General features: G+C 62.5%; 22 protein-coding genes. 14 read left to right on the forward strand and 8 right to left on the reverse strand.

Going from position 1 to position 20,590, the window contains the following annotated elements; translation table 11 throughout:
* Positions 1–13: 13 nt before the first annotated feature.
* The 3 genes from topA to tldD form a co-directional block, all read right to left on the reverse strand.
* Positions 14–2,620: a type I DNA topoisomerase gene (gene topA / locus ACP15R_RS18750; RefSeq protein WP_424987750.1), complete on the reverse strand. Its 2,607-nt coding sequence runs from the start codon at positions 2,618–2,620 to the stop codon at positions 14–16.
* 208 nt (positions 2,621–2,828) lie between these two features.
* Positions 2,829–3,980, reverse strand: a complete 1,152-nt coding sequence (gene dprA, locus ACP15R_RS18755) for a DNA-processing protein DprA (protein ID WP_424987752.1) — start codon at positions 3,978–3,980, stop codon at positions 2,829–2,831.
* 154 nt (positions 3,981–4,134) lie between these two features.
* Positions 4,135–5,556 carry a metalloprotease TldD gene (tldD, locus tag ACP15R_RS18760; protein WP_424987754.1) on the reverse strand — a complete coding sequence of 474 codons (1,422 nt, stop codon included), beginning with the start codon at positions 5,554–5,556 and terminating at the stop codon, positions 4,135–4,137.
* Between the two features lie 180 nt (positions 5,557–5,736).
* Between tldD and coxB the strand changes: the two genes are divergently transcribed.
* The 11 genes from coxB (at position 5,737) to ACP15R_RS18815 (ending at position 15,497) form a co-directional block, all read left to right on the forward strand.
* On the forward strand, positions 5,737–6,576 hold the full coding sequence (coxB, locus tag ACP15R_RS18765) for a cytochrome c oxidase subunit II (RefSeq protein ID WP_424987755.1): 840 nt from the start codon (positions 5,737–5,739) through the stop codon (positions 6,574–6,576).
* 49 nt (positions 6,577–6,625) lie between these two features.
* A complete protein-coding gene (cyoE, locus tag ACP15R_RS18770) occupies positions 6,626–7,564 on the forward strand; it encodes a heme o synthase (RefSeq protein ID WP_424987756.1) in 939 nt (312 codons plus the stop codon).
* The gene (locus tag ACP15R_RS18775) at positions 7,564–7,728 is read left to right on the forward strand and encodes a hypothetical protein (RefSeq protein ID WP_424987757.1); all 165 of its coding nucleotides are present in this window, start codon (positions 7,564–7,566) and stop codon (positions 7,726–7,728) included. The genes cyoE and ACP15R_RS18775 overlap by 1 nt, the downstream gene beginning before the upstream one ends.
* Entirely contained in the window at positions 7,728–8,306 is a 579-nt protein-coding gene (locus tag ACP15R_RS18780) for a cytochrome c oxidase assembly protein (protein ID WP_424987758.1), read from the forward strand. The genes ACP15R_RS18775 and ACP15R_RS18780 overlap by 1 nt, the downstream gene beginning before the upstream one ends.
* Positions 8,307–8,329: 23 nt before the next feature.
* Positions 8,330–9,142, forward strand: coding sequence for a cytochrome c oxidase subunit 3 (locus ACP15R_RS18785; RefSeq protein WP_424987759.1), 813 nt, complete (start codon positions 8,330–8,332; stop codon positions 9,140–9,142).
* Positions 9,143–9,235: 93 nt separating this feature from the next.
* Positions 9,236–9,916: an SURF1 family protein gene (locus tag ACP15R_RS18790; RefSeq protein WP_424987760.1), complete on the forward strand. Its 681-nt coding sequence runs from the start codon at positions 9,236–9,238 to the stop codon at positions 9,914–9,916.
* Positions 9,913–11,301, forward strand: a complete 1,389-nt coding sequence (thrC, locus tag ACP15R_RS18795; protein WP_424987761.1) for a threonine synthase — start codon at positions 9,913–9,915, stop codon at positions 11,299–11,301. The genes ACP15R_RS18790 and thrC overlap by 4 nt, the downstream gene beginning before the upstream one ends.
* On the forward strand, positions 11,298–12,560 hold the full coding sequence (locus tag ACP15R_RS18800; RefSeq protein WP_424987762.1) for a M16 family metallopeptidase: 1,263 nt from the start codon (positions 11,298–11,300) through the stop codon (positions 12,558–12,560). Before thrC ends, ACP15R_RS18800 begins: the two co-directional genes overlap by 4 nt.
* A 10-nt stretch (positions 12,561–12,570) precedes the next feature.
* Positions 12,571–13,155 carry a GNAT family N-acetyltransferase gene (locus ACP15R_RS18805; protein ID WP_424987763.1) on the forward strand — a complete coding sequence of 195 codons (585 nt, stop codon included), beginning with the start codon at positions 12,571–12,573 and terminating at the stop codon, positions 13,153–13,155.
* 65 nt (positions 13,156–13,220) lie between these two features.
* Positions 13,221–14,051: an MBL fold metallo-hydrolase gene (locus ACP15R_RS18810; RefSeq protein WP_424987764.1), complete on the forward strand. Its 831-nt coding sequence runs from the start codon at positions 13,221–13,223 to the stop codon at positions 14,049–14,051.
* A 30-nt stretch (positions 14,052–14,081) separates the two neighbouring features.
* A complete protein-coding gene (locus tag ACP15R_RS18815) occupies positions 14,082–15,497 on the forward strand; it encodes an FAD-binding oxidoreductase (RefSeq protein WP_424987765.1) in 1,416 nt (471 codons plus the stop codon).
* A gap of 51 nt (positions 15,498–15,548) precedes the next feature.
* Here ACP15R_RS18815 and ACP15R_RS18820 read toward each other — a convergent pair whose 3' ends face one another.
* The 4 genes from ACP15R_RS18820 to ACP15R_RS18835 form a co-directional block, all read right to left on the reverse strand.
* A complete protein-coding gene (locus ACP15R_RS18820; RefSeq protein WP_424987766.1) occupies positions 15,549–16,028 on the reverse strand; it encodes a fasciclin domain-containing protein in 480 nt (159 codons plus the stop codon).
* A gap of 172 nt (positions 16,029–16,200) precedes the next feature.
* Entirely contained in the window at positions 16,201–16,740 is a 540-nt protein-coding gene (locus ACP15R_RS18825; RefSeq protein ID WP_424987767.1) for an adenine phosphoribosyltransferase, read from the reverse strand.
* Between the two features lie 67 nt (positions 16,741–16,807).
* The gene (locus tag ACP15R_RS18830; protein WP_424987768.1) at positions 16,808–17,437 is read right to left on the reverse strand and encodes a LysE family translocator; all 630 of its coding nucleotides are present in this window, start codon (positions 17,435–17,437) and stop codon (positions 16,808–16,810) included.
* Positions 17,438–17,580: 143 nt separating this feature from the next.
* On the reverse strand, positions 17,581–18,459 hold the full coding sequence (locus ACP15R_RS18835) for an S-methyl-5'-thioadenosine phosphorylase (RefSeq protein ID WP_424987769.1): 879 nt from the start codon (positions 18,457–18,459) through the stop codon (positions 17,581–17,583).
* A gap of 281 nt (positions 18,460–18,740) precedes the next feature.
* Between ACP15R_RS18835 and ACP15R_RS18840 the strand changes: the two genes are divergently transcribed.
* Genes ACP15R_RS18840 through ACP15R_RS18850 form a run of 3 tightly spaced genes read left to right on the forward strand, consistent with a single transcriptional unit; the run spans position 18,741 to position 19,967 of the window.
* On the forward strand, positions 18,741–19,124 hold the full coding sequence (locus ACP15R_RS18840; protein WP_424987770.1) for an NADH:ubiquinone oxidoreductase subunit NDUFA12: 384 nt from the start codon (positions 18,741–18,743) through the stop codon (positions 19,122–19,124).
* A 25-nt stretch (positions 19,125–19,149) separates the two neighbouring features.
* Complete coding sequence (mlaD, locus tag ACP15R_RS18845) at positions 19,150–19,602, forward strand: outer membrane lipid asymmetry maintenance protein MlaD (protein WP_424987771.1); 453 nt, start codon at positions 19,150–19,152, stop codon at positions 19,600–19,602.
* Positions 19,599–19,967, forward strand: coding sequence for a DUF2155 domain-containing protein (locus tag ACP15R_RS18850; protein ID WP_424987772.1), 369 nt, complete (start codon positions 19,599–19,601; stop codon positions 19,965–19,967). The genes mlaD and ACP15R_RS18850 overlap by 4 nt, the downstream gene beginning before the upstream one ends.
* Here the strand turns inward: ACP15R_RS18850 and aat are convergent.
* The gene (gene aat / locus ACP15R_RS18855; protein WP_424987773.1) at positions 19,931–20,563 is read right to left on the reverse strand and encodes a leucyl/phenylalanyl-tRNA--protein transferase; all 633 of its coding nucleotides are present in this window, start codon (positions 20,561–20,563) and stop codon (positions 19,931–19,933) included. The genes ACP15R_RS18850 and aat overlap by 37 nt on opposite strands.
* Between the last annotated feature and the right edge of the window lie 27 nt (positions 20,564–20,590).

A 20,590-nucleotide genomic window follows, 5' to 3' on the forward strand; every position in this document is an offset into this window, starting at 1 on the left:
GCTCGGGCAGGTTCTATTCGGCGGAGGATTCGCTTGAAGCGGCCTTCTTTTTCGCGGTGGATTTCTTGGCGGTCGCCTTCTTTGTCTTGGCTGCTGGTTTCTTGCGCTTGCCCTTGGTCGCAGCCTTGGCGGCAATCAGCTCGATGGCCTGTTCGAGCGTCAGTGCCTCGGGTTCGACATCCTTGGGCAATGTCGCGTTGATCTTGTCCCATTTCACGTAGGGGCCGTACTTGCCCTCCATGATGTCGATCGGTCCGCCTTCGTCCGGGTGATCTCCGAGCGAGCGCAGGGTTTTGGCCACGCCGCGCCGGCCCCGGCTGGCCACCTTTTCCGCCAGCAGCTGCACGGCACGGTTCATGCCGACGGTGAACACTTCGTCAAGGCTTTCGAGATTGGCATTGGTGCCGCCCCGGTTCGACGTGCTTTCGGCATGTTTCAGATAAGGGCCATAACGTCCGATATTGGCCCAGACCATCACGCCATCCTCGGGATGCGGCCCGATTTCGCGGGGCAGCGACAGCAGCATCAACGCGCGGTCGAGTTCCAGTTCTTCCGGCGGCCACTCCTTGGGCACCGACTGGCGTGGCGGTTTCTTGTTCTCTTCGGTGACGGCGCCGCGCTGGACATAGGGGCCGAACCGTCCCTTGAACACCCGGATCTCGTCGCCGGCATCCTCGCCCAACAGCTTGCCTTCGGGGGGGATCGAGCTTTCCTCTTCGGTGCCCGGAGGGCCGAAGGCGCGGGTATAGCGGCAATCCGGATAGTTCGAACAGCCGATAAACGCGCCCCCCGAGCGCGCGGTGCGCATGCTCAGACGACCGGCGCCGCAATTGGGGCACAGGCGCGGGTCGCTGCCATCTTCGGTCGGCGGGAACAGGTGGGGTTCCAGCACCTCGTTGATCTTTTCGAGCACGTCGGTGATGCGCAATTCGCTGGTCTCGGCAATGGCCGCGGAGAAATCGCGCCAGAACCGGTTCAGCACCGCCTTGTAGTCGGTCTCCCCGGCACTGACCTGGTCCAGCTCGTCTTCGAGCCCGGCGGTGAAATCATACCCGACATATTTGCGGAAATAGTTTTGCAGGAAGGCGATCACCAGCCGGCCCTTGTCCTCGGGGATCAGCCGGTTCTTGTCCTTGCGCACATAGCCGCGATCCTGGATCGTGGTGACGATGCTGGCATAGGTCGAGGGGCGGCCGATGCCCAGTTCTTCCATGCGCTTGACCAGCGTGGCTTCGGTATAGCGCGGCGGCGGCTGGGTGAAATGCTGTTCTGGTGTCACGCTGCGCTTGTCGGTGCGCTCGCCCACGGCCACCTGCGGCAGGCGCTTGTCGTCGTCATCGACGACCGCGTCATCGCGGCCTTCCTCGTAGACCCGCAGGAACCCGTCGAACAACAGCACCTGGCCGGTGGCGCGCAGCTCGACCTGGCCGTCCTTGCTGCCGATATCGACGGTGGTCCGCTCAAGTCGCGCCGCCGCCATCTGGCAGGCCAGAGTCCGTTTCCAGATCAGGTCGTAGAGCTTGCGCTGATCCGCGTCGGTCAGCCTGAGCGCCGCGGCGTCGCGGGTCATGTCCGTCGGGCGGATACATTCGTGGGCTTCCTGCGCGTTCTTGGCCTTGTTCTTGTACATGCGCGGGCTGTCGGGGACATAGTCCGCGCCATAGCGATCCCGGATGGCATCGCGCGCCGCGTGCACCGCTTCGGGGGCCATGTCGATGCCGTCGGTCCGCATATAGGTAATGTGACCCGCCTCGTAGAGCCGCTGCGCCACGCTCATGGTCTGGCGTGCGCCCATGCCGAATTTGCGGCTGGCCTCCTGTTGCAGGGTCGAGGTCATGAAGGGGGCGCTCGGATTGCGGTTGGCCGGCTTGGCCTCGACCGAGGTGATGTCGAGATCACGACTGTTGATCGCCTGCACGGCGAGCTCGGCCTGGGTTTCGTTCTCGATGTCGAACTTGTCGAGCTTCTTGCCGGCCAGAATCGTCAGCCGGGCTTCGAATTCCTGGCCGCGCGGCGTGGCGAGCAGCACCTTGACCGACCAGTATTCGCGCGGCCGAAAGGCTTCGATCTCCATTTCCCGCTCGACGATCAGGCGCAGACAGACCGATTGCACCCGGCCGGCGGATTTGGCTCCGGGCAGCTTGCGCCACAACACCGGCGACAGGTTGAACCCCACGAGATAATCCAGCGCGCGCCGGGCGAGATAGGCCTCGACCAGGGGCATGTCGACCTGGCGGGGCTGTTTCATCGCCTGGGTAACGGCATCCTTGGTGATGGCGTTGAAGGTCACCCGCGAGACGGCGGTATCCTTCTTGATCGATCGCCGCTTGGTCAGGGCCTCCTGAAGATGCCAGCTGATGGCTTCGCCTTCGCGGTCGGGGTCGGTCGCGAGGATCAGCGCATTGTCCTGGGCAAGCGCGTCCGCGATGGCCTTGACATGTTTCTTGCTGTCACTGGCGACCTCCCATTTCATGTCGAATTCATGCTCGGGATCGACCGATCCGTCCTTGGGCGGAAGGTCGCGCACATGCCCATAAGACGCCAGAACCGTGTAGTCAGAGCCGAGATATTTGTTGATCGTTTTTGCTTTGGCTGGTGATTCTACAACAACTACAGGCATTTACCCAGTAACCTCATGCGACGTTTGATGCGCGTTCTATGGCGAGGCAAGATGTGGGGTGCAAGGGGCGAATGTCAATCCGCGTGATTTGGGCGCATGGGCTACACTCTTGTGGCATCGCGAAAATTTGGTGGAAAGCCAGACGGATATGGGCCGCGCAATACAGGTTTTGCGGGAATTTCAGGTGCTTTATTCGCGTCGGTCTGTGTCAGGTTTCCAGCGAGAGCAACCCGCCCGATTGCCGTCGAATCTTGCCATCAAGTTCGAGATCGACCAGCACCGGGCCGACATTTCCGGCCGACTCGTCCAGATCGCGAATCAACTGATCCTCTGCCACGGGGGAAGGGCCGAGACGCGACAGGATCTGTTCGTGCAGCCGTGCGGTTTCCGCAAGGCCGCGCCGTTCGGGCGGCGGCGGGGGCAGGTCGGACAGCAGGTCGCGCTGCGCCGGTATGACGGGTTCGGTCATGTCGGGCAGGGCGGCGATGACATCTTCCGCATTGCGCACCAGCGTCGCCCCATCGCGGATCAGCAGGTTGCACCCCGATGCGCGCGCGTCAAAGGGATGCCCCGGAACGGCAAGAACCTCGCGCCCCTGGTCAAGCGCATCGCGCGCGGTGATCAGGCTGCCGGATTTCACCGCCGCCTCGACCACCACGACAGCCTGCGCCAGTCCGGAAATGATCCGGTTGCGGCATGGGAAATGACGCGCCTGCGGCGTGGTGCCCATTGCCTGCTCCGAGACCAGCAGGCCTGTGGCGGCAATATCCTGCGCCAATGCGCTGTTTTCGGCGGGATAGATCACATCGACACCGCCCGCCAGCACGGCGATGGTGCCGGTGCCTATGGCGCCGATATGGGCGGCGGTGTCCACACCGCGGGCGAGGCCCGAGACCACGCAATAGCCATGTTCGCCCAGCTCATGCGCCAGCGCCCGCGCCATGCGGGTGCCCAGCGACGAGGCATTGCGCGCGCCAACCAGCGCGATGACCGGGCGCGACATCAGGGCCGGGTTGCCGACGGCCCACAGCATCGGCGGTGCATCCGCCAATTGCGCCAGAAGCGTGGGGTAATCCGGATCGCCAAGGCACAAAAGCCGCGCACGCGCGGCTTTTGCGGCCTTGATTTCGGCATCAATCACACCGGCAGGACATATTTCATAGTCCCGGACTCCGGCGGCGCGCGCCACTTCGGGCAACGCGGCCAGCGCTTTCTGCGCTGTGCCATGCTCCGTCAACAGGCGGTAAAATGTCGAGATACCGACCCTGCGAGAGCGCAAAAGGCGAAGCCACGCGAACCGATCGTCTTCCGTGGTGGGTAGGAGTGGGGGGTGAGTGGAAGAAGTGTTTTCCTCGGTCATCCGTCGCTCCGCCTTGTTGCAAGACCGGTGTAGCGCCCGGTCAGTTAACAGGACGTAAAGCGTGGAAAATTCTTTTCGGATTTTCGAGAAATTTCAGCAATGACCCGGCGCACCATTGGCGCAGGGCCGCCGGGAGCCGGTCCTGCCCTGCCTGTCACGCGGCGGAACCGCCCACGGTCAGGCCCCCGATCAGCACGGTTGGCTGGCCGACCCCAACGGGCACCCACTGGCCTTCCTTGCCGCAGTTTCCCATGCCGGGATCAAGCTGCATGTCGTTGCCAAGCCCGCGAATGCGGGTGAGCGCGGTGGCTCCGTCGCCGATCAGCGTCGCCCCCTTGACCGGCGCGCCCACCTTGCCGTTCTCGACCCGGTAGGCCTCGGTGCAGGAAAACACGAACTTGCCGCTGGTGATGTCGACCTGTCCGCCGCCAAATCCCACGGCCCAGATGCCGTCCCTGATCTCGGAAACAAGATCCGCGGGATCGGCGTCGCCGCCCATCATATAGGTATTGGTCATGCGCGGCATCGGCGCGTAGGCATAGCTTTGACGGCGGCCATTACCGGTGGCGGGCACCCCCATGAGCCGGGCGTTCTGGCGATCCTGCATATAGCCGACCAAGGTTCCGTCCTCGATCAGCACATTGCGCCGCGACGGGGTCCCCTCGTCATCCACCGTGATTGAGCCGCGCCGGTCGGGCAGGGTGCCGTCATCAAGCACTGTCACGCCGCGCGCCGCCACTTGTTTGCCCATCAGCCCCGCAAAGGCGCTCGCCCCCTTGCGGTTGAAGTCGCCCTCCAGCCCGTGACCGATGGCCTCGTGCAGCAGGATACCGGGCCAGCCGGGGCCAAGAGCGACGTCCATCACGCCGGCGGGCGCGGGGACGGCTTCGAGGTTGACCAGCGCGATGCGCAACGCCTCGCGGGTCTTGGCCTGCCAGTCGGCGGCGGCAATCAGCCCTTCGAGCCCGACGCGACCGCCGCCGCCGGCGCTGCCGGTTTCGCGGCGGCCGTCCTGTTCGACGATGACCGAGACATTGACCCGTGTCATCGGGCGCGCGTCACGCACCTGCACGCCATCGGGGCGCAGGATTTCGACCTCCTGCAGGGTCGCGGCAAGCGTCGCCGAGACCTGTACGACGCGCGGATCGAGATCGCGCGCAAAGGCGTCGATCTCGCGCAGGGTGTCGATCTTGACCGGAAAGGGCTGACCGCTCGTGGGATCGGCATCGGTATATAGCCGGGCGTTGGTCGGTGCCGGGGCATCGGCGAGCGTGCCGCCGCCCGCGCCAATCGCCAGTCGCGCGGTCTGGGCGGCGCGTCTGAGGGCCGAGACGCTCATCTCGGTGGAATGGGCATAGCCAGTGACTTCGCCATTCACCGCGCGCAGCCCGAACCCTTCGGAAGCATCGTAGCTGGCGCTGCGCAACCGCCCGTCATCAAACACCAGCGCTTCGGATTTGCGGCGTTCGGCAAAAATCTCGCCATCATCGGCGCCCTGGGTGGCAGACCGCAATTCACGCAGCGCCTGGTCCCGCGGCAGGGTGGTTTCAAACGGTCGGAACGGTGTATTTTGCATGTGCGGCGGGCCTTGTACCGTGATGTGAATCAAAAAAAGCGGCTCTTTGACGCAATCTGATGGGTTTATCTGCTGCGCGGAATATGATTTCTACAGGCAGCAAATACAACGGGGCAGGTGCGTTTGGTGAATCATGCCAGTGGCGGCCCCCACGAAACGATCAACCGATCAGGATAGAACATGAAGAACGCTTTTACGCTCGCAGGGCTTTTCACCTCCCTATCGGTCCTCCCCGCGATGGCGCAGGACGGCCTCGAGATCGTCGGTGCGCCGGTCGATGGTGCGATGGGTTTCCAACCTGCCGCTTCGGAACTGGCCCGTGACCAGCAGTCGCTGGACTGGTTGATCCTGGTCATCATCACGGTGATCTGCCTGTTTGTGACGGCGCTGCTGATCTATGCGATCGTTCGGTTTAACAGCCGTTCCAACCCGACCCCGGCCAAGTTCACCCACAATTCGCCGCTCGAGGTTGCCTGGACGGTGGTGCCGATCGTGATCCTGATCTTCATCGGTGCCTTCAGCCTGCCGGTTCTGTTCAAGCAACAGGAAATCCCCGAGGCGGACATCACCATCAAGGTCACTGGCTACCAGTGGTACTGGGGCTATGAATATGTCGATCACGAATTCGGCTTCGAGAGCTTCAAGCTGGAGAAAGAAGAGCTGGCGGACTACGGTTACGGGGAAGACGAGTACCTGCTGGCCACCGACACCGCGGTTGTCGTGCCGATCGGCAAGACGGTCGTGATGCAGGTCACTGCCGCCGACGTGATTCACTCGTGGACCATCCCCGCCTTTGGCGTCAAGCAGGACGCGGTTCCCGGTCGTCTGGCAGAACTGTGGTTCGCGGCGGAAAAGGAAGGCATCTATTTCGGCCAGTGTTCCGAGCTGTGCGGCAAGGACCACGCCTATATGCCGATCACCGTCAAGGTCGTCAGCGAAGAAGCCTATGAAGAGTGGCTGACCGGCGCCATCGAGGAATATGCCGAAGCGCCGCGCAGCCTGAAGCTGGCCTCGAACTGAACGTGAAGGGCGGGGCGACCCGCCCGCTAGCTACGGCAAGGAGCCAGCGATGAGCGACGTCAGCATCAACAGCGCCATCCGCGACGACGAAGCGGGCTTTGGCGATTTCTTCGCGCTGCTCAAGCCGCGCGTGATGACGCTTGTGGTGTTCACGGCCTTTGTCGGGCTGGTGGCTGCGCCGGTTCCGGTGCACCCGGTGATCGGGTTTTGCGCCATCCTGTTCATTGCGCTCGGGGGCGGGGCCTCCGGTGCGCTGAACATGTGGTGGGACGAGGATATCGACCGCGTGATGCGCCGCACCCGCAACCGGCCGATCCCGTCGGGCAAGGTTGCCGCGTCCGATGCCATGGCGATCGGCCTGGCGCTGTCGGTGCTGTCGGTCACGATGCTGGCGCTGGCGACGAACCTGATGGCGGGCGCGATGCTTGCCTTTACCATCTTCTTCTATGTCGTTGTCTATTCCATGTGGCTCAAACGGTCGACGCCGCAGAATATCGTCATCGGCGGTGCCGCGGGCGCATTCCCGCCGGTTGTCGGATGGCTGGCCGCGACCGGGACGATGTCGGTCGAGCCGTGGCTGATGTTCGCGATCATCTTCATGTGGACCCCGCCGCATTTCTGGGCGCTCGCCCTGTTCATGCGCAGCGACTATGACGATGCGGGGGTGCCGATGCTCACCGTGACCCATGGCCGCCCGGCCACGCGACTGCATATCCTGGTCTATACCGTTCTGCTGGCGGTGCTGGCGATTGGCGCGGCCTTTACCGCCATTGGTGGTCCGATCTATCTGGCGGTGTCGTTGGTGGTGAACGTGATGTTCCTGCTCGGGGCCATACGCATCTGGCGGCGCGACGAGACCGACTCCGAGTCCGACAATTTTGCCGCCGAGCGCAGGTTCTTCCGCCTGTCCCTGCTGTATCTCTTCGTTCATTTCGGTGCGATCCTCGCCGAGGCGCTGCTGCGCCCCTACGGTCTGGGAGGCTGGTAATGGGCATTCGCAGCACCCACGAGATCCACAGCCGGCGGTTTGGCCGCAACCTGGGCGTTGGCCTGGCCCTGGTGGCCTTTGTCGTGATTGTCTTTGGTCTGACGGTGGTCAAGGTCACGCGCGGCGATTTCGAAGCCGTCACCGCAACCGGGGAGCTGAACTGATGGCGCTTTCGGGGCTGGGCAAGACGGTTGTGCAGCTGGTCGCCGTGGTTGTGACCATGGGGGCGCTGGCCTGGGCGTCAGTGCCGTTTTACGACTGGTTCTGCCGTGTCACCGGATTTGGCGGAACCACTGGCATTGCCAGCACCGAGTCCGGCGACGTGCTCGAACAAACCATCAAGATCAAGTTCGATGCCTCGCTTGAACGGGACATGCCCTGGACCTTCAAGCCGGTCGAGCGCGAAATGGAAATCCGCATCGGCGAAACCGGCCTGGCCTTTTACGAAGCCTACAATCCGACCGATCGCCCGGTTGCGGGTCAGGCCAGCTACAACGTCTTTCCCTACGAGGCGGGCGGCTTTTTCAACAAGATCGAATGTTTCTGTTTCACCGAACAGGTGCTGGAACCGGGCGAGCGGGTCCAGATGCCGGTGACTTTCTTTGTCGATCCCGAAATCGTCACCGATCGCGATGCAAAACACGTGCATTCGATCACGTTGTCATACACATTCTACGAAATCGACCTGCCAGAGGGCTTTGCCGCCCTTGATACCGGGGCAGGCAATAACACCACGAACTAACGCCGCAAGGTAAGGGACACTCAATGGCACACGCAAAGAACCACGATTACCACATCCTGCCCCCGTCCATCTGGCCGCTGCTTGGGTCCCTGTTCGGGTTTGCCATGCTGTTCGGTGCCGTTCTGTGGATGCACGCGGTCACGCCCTACCTGTTCTGGATCGGCCTGGCCGGTGTCCTTTACACCATGTATGGCTGGTGGGCCGAGGTGGTGCATGAAAGCCATGTGGGCGACCACACACCGGTTGTCCAGATCGGCCTGCGCTATGGCTTTATCCTGTTCATCATGTCCGAGGTGATGTTCTTTGCCGCGTGGTTCTGGTCGGTGTTCAAGCACCTGATCTATTCGATGAGCGACTATCAGGGCAGCGAATACGTGATCCCGGTCATTTACCCGGTCGATCCGTTCAACCTGCCGCTGATCAACACCGTCGTCCTGCTGCTGTCGGGTTGCACCGTGACCTGGGCACACCACGCGCTGGTGCATGGCAACATCCGCAAGGACCTGATTGCCGGGCTGGCATTGACCGTGGTTCTGGGCGTCGCCTTTACCGGCTTGCAGGCCTATGAATACATCCACCTGCTGCACGAAGGCTGGAAGTTCGGCGAGGACATCTTTTATTCCAACTTCTTCATGGCGACGGGTTTTCACGGCTTTCACGTGATCATCGGCACCATCTTCCTGTTTGTCTGTCTCGTGCGCGCCAAGCGCGGGGATTTCACGCCCAAGCAGCATGTGGGCTTTGAAGCGGCGGCCTGGTACTGGCACTTTGTCGACGTGGTCTGGCTGTTCCTGTTCTTCGTGGTCTACATCTGGGGTACCTCGCATCTCGGCTAGGTCGATTGCGGTTGAATCTCCGCTGACAGATCGTATCAAGCATGGCGCGCGGGCTTACCGCGCGCCATCTTTCTTTTCGGGGTAGTGCCGACAATGGCTCGAACTGTCTTTCTGCTGTTCTTTGGTGTCGCCGGATGCGCCATCCTGGTTGCGCTCGGCACCTGGCAGATGCAGCGGCTCGACTGGAAGCGGGGCGTTCTGGCCGAGATCGACAGCCGCATCTCCGCCGATCCGCTGCCGCTGCCGGCCTCGCCGACCGCCGAGAGCGACAAGTACATGCCGGTCGGCGTCACGGGAAGCCTGGGCGCGGCAGAACTGCATGTGCTTGTTTCCGTCAAGCATGTGGGCCCCGGCTACCGCATCATTGCGCCATTCAAGACCGAGGCGGGGCGGATGATCCTGCTGGATCGCGGTTTTGTCGCCACCGAGGACAAGGACCGCGCGCGCCGGATTGGCCCGATGACGGTCACCGGCAACCTGCACTGGCCGGACGAGATCGACCGCTATACGCCCGAGCCGGATGTGGCTGGCAACACCTGGTTCGCCCGAGACGTGCCGCGCATGGCCGAGGCCCTGGGCACCGAACCCGTTCTGCTGATCGCACGGTCGCCAACCGATCCCGGTATCACGCCGTTGCCGGTTGATTCCGCCGGGGTGCCCAACGATCACTTGCAGTACGCAATCACCTGGTTTTCACTGGCCCTGATCTGGGCTGCGATGACCGCATATTTCCTGTGGCGCACCCGCGCAAAACCCGAGAGCCGAGGCCAATGAAATACGTATCCACGCGCGCTGGCGCGCCCGAACTGAGCTTTGAAGAGGCGATGCTGTCCGGTCTGGCCCGCGATGGCGGGCTGTACGTGCCATCGGATGTGCCACGGATGAGCCGCGATGACATCGCGGCGCTGGCCGGGCTGAGCTATGAGGAAACCGCGTTCCGCGTCATGCGGCCCTTTATTGGCGACACGTTCACCGATGACGAGTTTCGCGATATCATCGAACGGGCCTATGCCGGTTTCGGTCATGCCGCCCGCGCGCCGCTGGTGCAGCTGTCCCCGAACCATTTCCTGCTGGAACTGTTCCACGGCCCGACCCTGGCGTTCAAGGATTTCGCCATGCAACTGATCGGCCAGTTGTTCCAGGCGGCGCTGGCGCGGCGGGGCGACCGGGTGACGATTGTCGGCGCCACCAGCGGCGACACCGGCTCTGCGGCGATCGAGGCGTTCAAGGGGTTGTCCAATGTCGACGTGTTCATCCTGTTTCCGCATGGCCGCGTCAGCGAGGTGCAGCGCCGCCAGATGACCACGCCCTCCGACGCAAATGTCCACGCGCTGGCGGTGGATGGCGACTTTGACGATTGCCAGGCCGCGCTCAAGGACATGTTCAACGATTTCGAATTCCGCGACGGTGTCAAACTCGCCGGTGTGAACTCGATCAACTGGGCGCGTGTGCTGGCGCAGGTGGTCTATTACTTCAGCGCGGCGGTTAGCCTGGGGGCGCCGCATCGCAAGGTGAGCTTTACCGTCCCGACCGGCAATTTCGGCGACATCTTCGCGGGCTATATCGCCAAGCAGATGGGGTTGCCGATTGATCAACTGGTGGTCGCGACCAACCAGAACGACATCCTGCATCGTTGCCTGAGCGGGCAGGGCTATCACAAGGGGCCGACGCATCCTTCGATCAGCCCGTCGATGGATATCCAGGTCAGCTCCAATTTCGAACGGGTGCTGTTTGACGCCTATGGGCGCGACGGCGGCGCGGTGTCGCAATTGATGGACGAACTGGGGCAGGGCGGTTTTGACATCTCGCAAGGCGCGCTTGGCTATCTGCAAGAGCATTTCGCATCCGGCCGTGCCTCGGAAGAGGAAACGCTGGCCACCATTGCCGGGACGCTGGCACAAAGCACCGAATTGCTGTGCCCGCATTCCGCCGTTGGCGTCAAGGTGGCCAATGAACAGCGGGACGCCGGGGTGCCCATGATCACGCTCGCCACCGCGCACCCGGCGAAATTCCCGGCTGCGGTCGAGCAGGCCAGCGGCATTCATCCGCCTCTTCCCCCGCGCATGTCCGATCTGTATGACAGGCCGGAACGGGTGACGCGGATCGCCAATGATCTCGCGGCCATGAAAGAGTTTATCAGGGGACATATCGCCAAGTGACGGTTGAACAGCATACTTTGGCCAACGGGTTTCGCATCGTCAGCGAACATATGCCCGGCCTGCAATCCGCCGCCATCGGCATCTGGGTGTCTGCCGGTGGCCGCCATGAGCGGATCGAACAGAACGGCATCGCGCATTTCCTCGAACACATGGCCTTCAAGGGCACGCGCAAGCGCACGGCGGTTCAGATTGCCGAGGCCATCGAGGATGTGGGCGGCTATATCAACGCCTATACCAGCCGCGAAGTAACCGCCTATTATGCGCGCGTCCTGCAGGGCGATGTGCCGCTGGCGATGGATGTGATCTCGGATATCGTGCTCAACCCGATCTTTGATCCCAGGGAAATCGAGGTCGAGCGCGGAGTGATCCTGCAAGAGATCGGCCAGGCCCATGATACGCCCGATGACGTGATCTTTGACTGGCTGCAGGAAGACAGCTATCGCGATCAGCCGCTGGGGCGCACGATACTGGGGCCGAGCGAGCGGGTGCGCAGCTTCTCGCGTGCGGATCTCTCGGATTTCGTGGCCGAGCATTACGGGCCCGGCCAGATGATCCTGTCGGCGGCCGGCGCGGTCGACCATGCCGAGATCGTGCGCATGGCGGAAGAGCTGTTTGGCCATCTCGATCCCAAGCCCCAGCTCGCGGCGGAAATCGCCCGCTTTACCGGTGGGGAAACCCGTCGTTCCAAGGAACTGGAGCAGGCGCATTTCGCGCTGGCCTTTGAAAGCCCCGGCTATCGCGACGATGACATCTATACCGCGCAGATCTATTCCAGCGCGATGGGCGGCGGCATGTCGTCACGGCTGTTCCAGGAAGTGCGCGAAAAGCGCGGCCTGTGTTACACCATCTTTGCCCAGACCGGCGCCTATGCGGATACCGGCACGACGACGATTTATGCCGGAACCAGCGCCGAACAGATCGGTGAACTTGCCAACATCACCTTTGACGAGATGAAACGCGCCACCGAGGACATGAGCCCGCAAGAGGTTGCCCGTGCCCGCGCCCAGATGAAGGCCGGGATGCTGATGGGGCTGGAAAGCCCGTCCAACCGCGCCGAGCGGCTGGCGCGCCTGGTCCAGATCTGGGACGAGGTTCCGTCGCTGGATGATACGGTTGCCCGCATCGACGCCGTTTCGACCGGGGATGTGCGCGAATTTGCCGAGACCATCGCCGCACATGCGGGTGTTGCGCTGGCGCTATACGGGCCGATCGATGCGGCCCCGACCCTGGCCGAATTGCAGGGAAGGCGCGCCGCCTGATGACGCTCTGATGCTGCTGGCCAAACGCAAGCTCAAGCTGGAAACCGAGCGGCTGACCCTGCGCCCGCCGGTGCATGCGGATTTCCGCGACTGGGCGGACATGCGCGCGGCCAGCCGCGAATTCCTGGTTCCGTGGGAACCCAGCTGGGCAACCGACCACCTGAGCCGCAAGGGCTTTACCAACCGGGTGTACTGGGCGCAGCGATCCATCGGCAACGGTTCCGCGGTGCCGCTGTTCCTGTTTCGCCGCGATGACCAGAGGCTGGTTGGCGCGATCACGCTCGACAATATCCGGCGCGGCCCGGCGCAGGCGGGCACGTTGGGTTACTGGACCGGGGCACCCTTTGCCCGCCAGGGTTACATGCGCGAGGCCATCGGAGCGGTGGTGCACTACGCCTTTTCGCAATTGGACCTGAGCCGGATCGAAGCCGCCTGCCTGCCGGAAAACGCCGCCTCGCGCGGGTTGCTGGAGAATTCCGGCTTCAAATACGAAGGCGTGGCGCAATCCTATTTGCAGATCAACGGTCGCTGGCGCACCCATGTGCTCTATGCCTCGCTGCGCAGCGACCGGCGCGGGCGCACCGACGCGGGATAGGGGCCGCGGCGAAAATCCTGCGACGGGGGCTGACTTTTTCTCCGCTTGGCCTATCCTTTCGGTCGATGCTGATCCTGCGCGCCATATTGTCGATGCTGCTGGTTCTGTGTATGGCACCCCTGCTGGCGCAGGAGCGCAGGCCAAGCCATTGTATCGCCATCGCGGATGCCACACCCGGTCTGGCCTATGTGCACAAGGCCGCGTGGCGCGAGCCGCTCTCGGAATACTCTGTGCGGCTGTCCTATGTCGCCCATGCCAGTTTCCTGCTGCAAACCCCCGGTGGCTTGAATGCGGTGACGGATTTCACCGGTTTTATCGGCGCGACCCGGATGATCCCCGACGTGGTCACCATGAACCACGCGCACGAAACCCATTGGACCGCCTTTCCCGATCCGGCGATCCCGCATGTGTTGCCCGGCTGGGGGCCGTTTGGCGAAGGAATCGAGCATCATCTGGACCTGGGCGAAATGCTGGTTCGCAATGTTTCCACCGACATCCGCTCGCAGTTCAGCGGGGTTGAAGAGAACGGCAACTCGATCTTCATTTTCGAGGTGGCGGGGCTGTGCATTGGTCATCTGGGTCATCTGCATCACGTTCCGAATGACGCGCAATTCGCCGCCATTGGCCGGCTGGACGTGGTCATGGCACCGGTGGATGGCGGTATGACGTTGCCGCTCCCCGAGATGATCAGTATCCTGAAGCGGCTCAAATCATCGGTGGTCATTCCGATGCACTGGTTCAGCAACTTTACCCTCGACACATTTCTGGGTGGCATGGCAGATGAATTCGCAATCCAACGCCCCGGCACATCGCATATCGAACTGTCGCTGCGCGACCTGCCGGACCGGCCCACGGTTGTTGTCTTGCGGCCGTCCTACCTGTCTGACGATGACTGATCCTCTGCCGGTCGCGCGTGGGGGCCTGGCATGGGGTTGAAACCGGCGGATGCCGAATTTGTCGCCGCGCTGGATGGCAAGGTGCCGCCCACGGTGTTTCGCGACATCGAACCCCGCTATCTCGAAGAGCCGCGCGGGCGGCTCAAGGGGCGGGCCGGCGTGCTCGCCTGTCCGCATGACAAGCAAGAGGTCGCGGTACTGCTCGCGGCCGCCAATGCCGCGCGGGTGGGGGTTGTGCCTTATGGCGGCGGCACCGGTCTTGTCGGCGGGCAGGTGATGACCGAGGGCCCCAAACCGCTGATCCTGTCGCTGGAACGGATGCGCGCCATACGCGCGGTTCACCCCGAAGAGAATGTCATCGTCGCCGAGGCCGGCGCGATCCTGGCGGATCTCCAGGCGGCGGCGCTGGCGGCGGATCGCCTGTTCCCGTTGTCGCTGGCCTCGGAAGGATCGGCACGGATCGGCGGAAACCTTGCCACCAATGCGGGCGGCGTCAATGTGTTGCGCTATGGCAATGCACGCGATCTGTGTCTGGGGCTCGAAGCGGTGCTGCCCGACGGGCGTGTCTGGAACGGGCTGACCCGGCTGCGCAAGGACAATACCGGGTATGATGTACGCAATCTGCTGATCGGGTCCGAAGGCACGCTGGGGGTGATAACTGCGGCGGCGCTCAAGCTGGCCCCGATCCCGGCACGCAGCGGGACCGCGATTTTCGTTGTGCCCTCGCCGCGCGCCGCGATCGACCTATTGTCGCTGGCGCGGGACAGGGTCGGAGAGGGGATCAGCGCCTTTGAACTGTTGCACCGGCGCGGCTTCGATTTCCTGGCCGAGACCTTGCCGGATGTGCGCCAGCCCTTTGACACCCCGCCGGAATGGTGCGTGTTGGTCGATCTGGGCCTGGTCGCCGACCTTGACCCGCAAGAGCAGCTTGCACACTTGTTCGAGGCCGCGCTTGAGCGCGCGCTGGTGGTTGATGGGCTGATCGCCCAGTCAGAATCCCAACGTGATGCCTTTTGGATCCTGCGCGAACAGATCCCCGAGGCAAACCGCAGGATCGGCTCGGTGTCGAGCCATGATGTTTCGATCCCGCTGGGAGCGCTGCCCGGCTTTATCGAAACCGGAGCGGAACGGATTGCCGCGATCGGGGATTTCCGCATCAACTGCTTTGGGCATGTGGGTGACGGCAACCTGCATTACAACGTGTTCCCGCCAAAGGGTGCCAACCGCGCGGATTTCGCCGAACAAGCGCCCCAGGTCAAGCGCGCGGTGCATGACCTGGTCTCGGAGTTCCATGGATCGATCAGCGCCGAACACGGGATCGGGCGGATCAAGGTGGGGGATCTGGAACGCTATGGCGATCCTGCCAAGCTCGCTGCCATGCGCGCCATCAAGGCGGCGCTGGACCCGATGGGCATCATGAATCCGGGCGCGGTGCTGCGGGCGTGACAACAGCCGGCGACCCGGTTGGGGTCGCCGATCTGTTGCCGCCACGCCGGGTCACTTGGGCATGATGACTTTGTCGATCACGTGGATGACGCCATTCTCGGCCTCGATATCGGCGGACACAACCGTCGCATCGTTGACCATGACGCCGTTGTCGAGGTCGATCATGATGGCGCTGCCCTGAACGGTGGTTGCGGTCATGTCGTCGCCCAGATCGCTGGACATGACCTTGCCCGCTACCACGTGATAGGTGAGAATCGCAACCAGTTGATCCTTGTTCTCGGGCTTGAGCAGCATTTCGACGGTGCCCTCGGGCAGGGCGGCAAAGGCTGCGTCCGTGGGCGCGAAAACCGTGAACGGGCCGGTGCCCTTCAAGGTTTCAACCAGCCCGGCGGCCTCGACGGCGGCGACCAGCGTGGTAAAGTCGTCGGCCCCGACAGCGGTGTCCACGATATCCTTGGCGTGGCCGTCGGCAAACGCCGTCCCGGCGAGCAGCATGGCAGAAGTCAGCGAGAAAACGGTAGTACGGAACATGGGCAAAATCCTCGGTTTGTGATCGATGCCGTGAATGACATCGCGAGGATTACGTGCCCTGGCTGCAAACGGATCAGCGTTTTTCCCATGCCATCCGCCTTGACCCGGCCCGGTTTGCGCCTAAGCAAGGGCGGTTCGGGATTTCCAATCAACAGGTTGTGATGATCCGTGTTCACGCGCCCTCAAAGGTGCAGAGCGCGTGAACATCCATGCCAAGCTCTTCCAGTACCTTTCGGCCACCCAGGTCGGGCAGATCGACAACAAAGGCGCAGCTGACGATCTCTCCGCCCAGCCGCTCGATCAGCTTGATGCCGGCGGCCGCGGTACCTCCGGTGGCAAGCAAGTCATCGACCACCAGGATCTTTTCCCCGGACCGGATGGCGTCGTCATGGATTTCAACGATCGCCTCGCCGTATTCCAGCTTGTAATCTTGGCTGATCGTGGTGCCGGGCAGCTTGCCCTTCTTGCGGATGGGCACGAAGCCGACGCTGAGCTGATGGGCAATGGCACCGCCAAGGATGAACCCCCGTGCTTCCAAGCCGACAACCTTGTCAATCCGCTCGCCCGCATAGGGGTGCAGCATCTGGTCGATGGCCATGCGAAATCCGCGAGGGTCGGCAAAGAGCGTGGTGACGTCGCGAAACATGATTCCCTCTTTGGGGAAATCGACGATCGTGCGGATATAGTCGCGGACAGAGGTGTTCCTGGGCATGACGGCTCCGGTTTGCAGTGGCTGGGCAACCGTTTGGCCTATTGCACGATGTGGTGCAACCGCTGGCTCAGGTCGGACGGTGCAGCAACGCGGTGAACAGGCCCATCCCGATCAGCGTCACACCGCCGCCGCGCGTCAACGCGGTGATCACCCCTGGCTTGCGCACGGTTTTGCGCAGCTTGTCCGCCAACAGCGCATAGGCCAGCGCGTTCATCGCGGCCAGCGCGACAAAAGTGCTGATGAGGATCGCGAATTGCGGCAGCATGGGCGCACCGGTCTGGATGAATTGCGGAACGAAGGCGATGAAAAAGGCAATCGATTTCGGGTTCAGCGCCGTAACGCCCGCAGCATGCAAGAACACGCTGCCGGGGGTGACTTTGCGTTCGGTTGCAATGGTATCGAGCCCTTCCGATGGTGCGCTGCGCACCAGCTTGATGCCGAGATACACGAGATAGGCCGCTCCAACCCATTTCAGTATCGAGAACAACGTTGCCGAGGTCGCCACCAGCGCCCCAAGGCCCGCGAGCGAGGCCGTCATTGCAATCAGATCGCCCAGGGCAACGCCGCTGGCCGAAGCAATTGCAACGCTTCGCCCCTTGGACAGCGCATAGCTCAGCACCAACAACACGGTTGGTCCGGGGATAAGCAACAAGGCGGTCGAGGCCGCGGCAAAGGCAAGCCAGAGATCAAAGGACATGGTCTTCTCCGAGTCGTGACAGCGCAAGGCATCACGCCGGGGCGAAGATGTCCAGAGCGTCAGAGTTGATCGATCCTCAAAACCTGCTCACGGACAAGCGCCGTTTCAGAATTGCTTAGGCGAATCAGCGCCTGCCGCAGAGGTCAGCGGTTCAGAACGCGGCCCGCCACTGCGTCCAGCCGCGCGACCAATGCGGGGTCACGTGCATCGGGGGCAGTCAGAATCGCATGGTCCAACGCCCGGTCGCACCCGTGGGGGCAGGGCTGGCGCTCGGCCCCGACAAGGGCGGGCAGGCGGCGAACCAGCGATCGGGCGTTGTCGGCATTGCCGGTCAGAGTGGCGATGATGTCGGAGATGTCGACTTCTCCGTGATCGGGATGCCAACTGTCATAATCTGTGATCATGGCGAGGGAGGCATAGCAAAGCTCTGCTTCGCGGGCCAGCTTGGCCTCGGGCATGTTTGTCATACCGATCACATCGCAGCCCCAGCTTTCCCGGTACATGCGTGATTCGGCCAATGTGGAGAATTGCGGTCCTTCCATGGCCAGGTAGGTGCCGCCGCGATGCACCGTGATGCCAGTGTCGCGCGCAGCGGTTTCGCAGGCATCGCCCAGGCGAGGGCAAGTCGGATGGGCGAGGCTAACATGGCCCACGCATCCAGAACCGAAGAAAGACTTCTCGCGGGCAATGGTGCGGTCGATGAATTGATCCACGATCACGAAATCACCCGGAGCCATTTCCTCGCGGAAGGAACCACAGGCAGAGATGCTGATGACGTCGGTAACACCCAGGCGCTTTAGGGCGTCGATATTGGCCCGGTAGGGTACCGTGCTGGGAGAATGCACGTGGCCTCGCCCATGGCGAGGCAGGAACACCATGTCGACCCCTGCCAGAACGCCAGTCAAAATCGCGTCGGAAGGCGAGCCCCATGGGCTATCGACCTGATGCCATGCTGCATTTTGCAACCCATCGATCTGATAAATTCCCGATCCGCCGATAATGCCGATTTTTGTTTTGGTCATGGGGGCTCCTGCTTCTTCGTGACTGCAAGGTGACGGGCTTGGCCTGCAATGGCAACAAGCCCGTTCGAACGGGCTTGCCAACGCGAATTGAAATTCGCGTGTAAACGTCTTTAAAGACGTTTCCGAAAAGCCGCTTCGAAGCGGCTTTGTCGGCTGAATCCTGCTGCAACCAGTTCAATTGAGCTTCACCGGAGAAGCGACCTTATGCTGGACTACGCGCTGAGCATCTGGACCTTTCTCGATGGATGCGGCATACCAAACGGGACTTCACGGAGAATTCCATGGGTATCCTCAATTCAATGCTACGTGCCGTGACCTGGTGGAACGGGCAGACACTCAACACTCAGATCTTTACCTGGCGCAAAGGCGTTCGGGTCGGCGAAGATGATCAGGGTAATGTGTTCTATCGGAACAGCGATGACAGCAAACGGTGGGTGATCTTCAATGGCGAAGTCGAGGCAAGCCGGGTTAGCCCGGATTGGCACGGTTGGCTGCACCACACATGGAATGAACCGCCTACCGACCGGCCGCTGGCGCACAAACCTTGGGAAAAACCACATCAAGAAAACCTGACTGGCACCACATTGGCCTACGCGCCATCCGGATCGCTTCGTCGGGCGGAACCGGCACCCCGGCGCGACTATGACGCGTGGACCCCGGAATAGGGCCGTCACATCAACGGAGCGCGACATGTCGCATAACACAACTGAAATCGCCGTTGGCGGTGCTGTTCTTGCCGGGGCGCTCGCCTTTGCCTTGTATGCCGGTCAGGCTACGGGGCTTTCCGGCGCGGGCACAGGATATGAGCTGAATGCCAGCTTCCGCTCGCTCGAGGGTGTCAGCGTGGGCACCGATGTGCGGCTGGCGGGGGTCAAGATCGGCACGGTGACCAAGGTCGATTTGAACCCTGAGACTTATCGGGCGGATACGACATTCTCGGTTCGCGAAGGGATCCCGGTTCCGGATGACAGCGCCGTCGTGGTCTCATCCGAAGGTCTCTTGGGCGGCAATTTCGTCGAGATCATGCCGGGCGGTTCGCCTTTCTACCTCGAAGCGGGCGATTCGATCGAGGATACCCAGGGGGCCGTCAGTCTGATTTCCCTGCTCGTCAAGTTTGTCGCCGGAAGCGGAGACGACGAGTGATCCGCAAACTGGCCGTGCTGGCGCTCTGCGCCCTTGCCGCATCGCCGCTTGCGGCACAGCACCAGAACGCGGTTTCGGCGGCGGGTGCGGTGCTTCGTGCGCTAGACAAGGTGGACGGGAAAACCATCGATTTCAGCGTGCAATCCGGGGCGGCGGTGGACGCATTCGGTCTCACCGTGGAACTCGCGGATTGCCGTTACCCCGCCGAAAACCCGACAGGGGACGCGTTTGCGTTCCTCATCATCCGGGATGCCGGTGACTCCGAGATCGACTTCCAGGGGTGGATGATCGCCTCTTCTCCGGCCCTGAACCCGCTGGATCACAGCCGCTACGACGTCTGGGTATTGCGCTGTATCACGTCCTGAGGGGCGGGAATGGGCGGTGCCAGGAAATCGGCGGCCTGGCCAATCGCCTTGTCCAACCGGTCATGGTAGGCCTTGCGCGGAATCTCGATTGCGCCCAGCGACGCCAGATGATCGGTCAGAAACTGCGTGTCGAACAGTTGAAACCGCGCCAGCCGCAGGCGGTCAACCAGGTAGGCCAGCGCGATCTTGGACGCGTCCCTGCGGCGTGAAAACATGCTTTCGCCAAAAAACGCCGCGCCAACCGCGACGCCGTAGACCCCACCGACCAGCTCGTCTCCATCCCAAATCTCGAGAGAATGCGCATATCCCGCATCAAACAGCGCGATATAATGCTCGCGGATCTCGGCGTTGATCCATGTTTCCGCCCGGTCGGCACAGCCATCCACCACCTCTGCAAAGGCGGTGTCGACCCGAATTTCAAACCCGCACCGCAACAGGCGGCGGCGCAGGGATCGTGAAATGTGGAACCCGTCCAGAGGGATGATGCCGCGATGGCGGGGATCGACCCAGAAAATCTCGGCATCATCGCGGTGCTCGGCCATCGGGAATATCCCGATTGTATAGCCGCGCAACAGGATCTCGGGTGTCAGGGTCATCCGCGTGTCATCAAGGCGACCGGTCTG

Source organism: Microbulbifer sp. S227A (assembly GCF_049800935.1).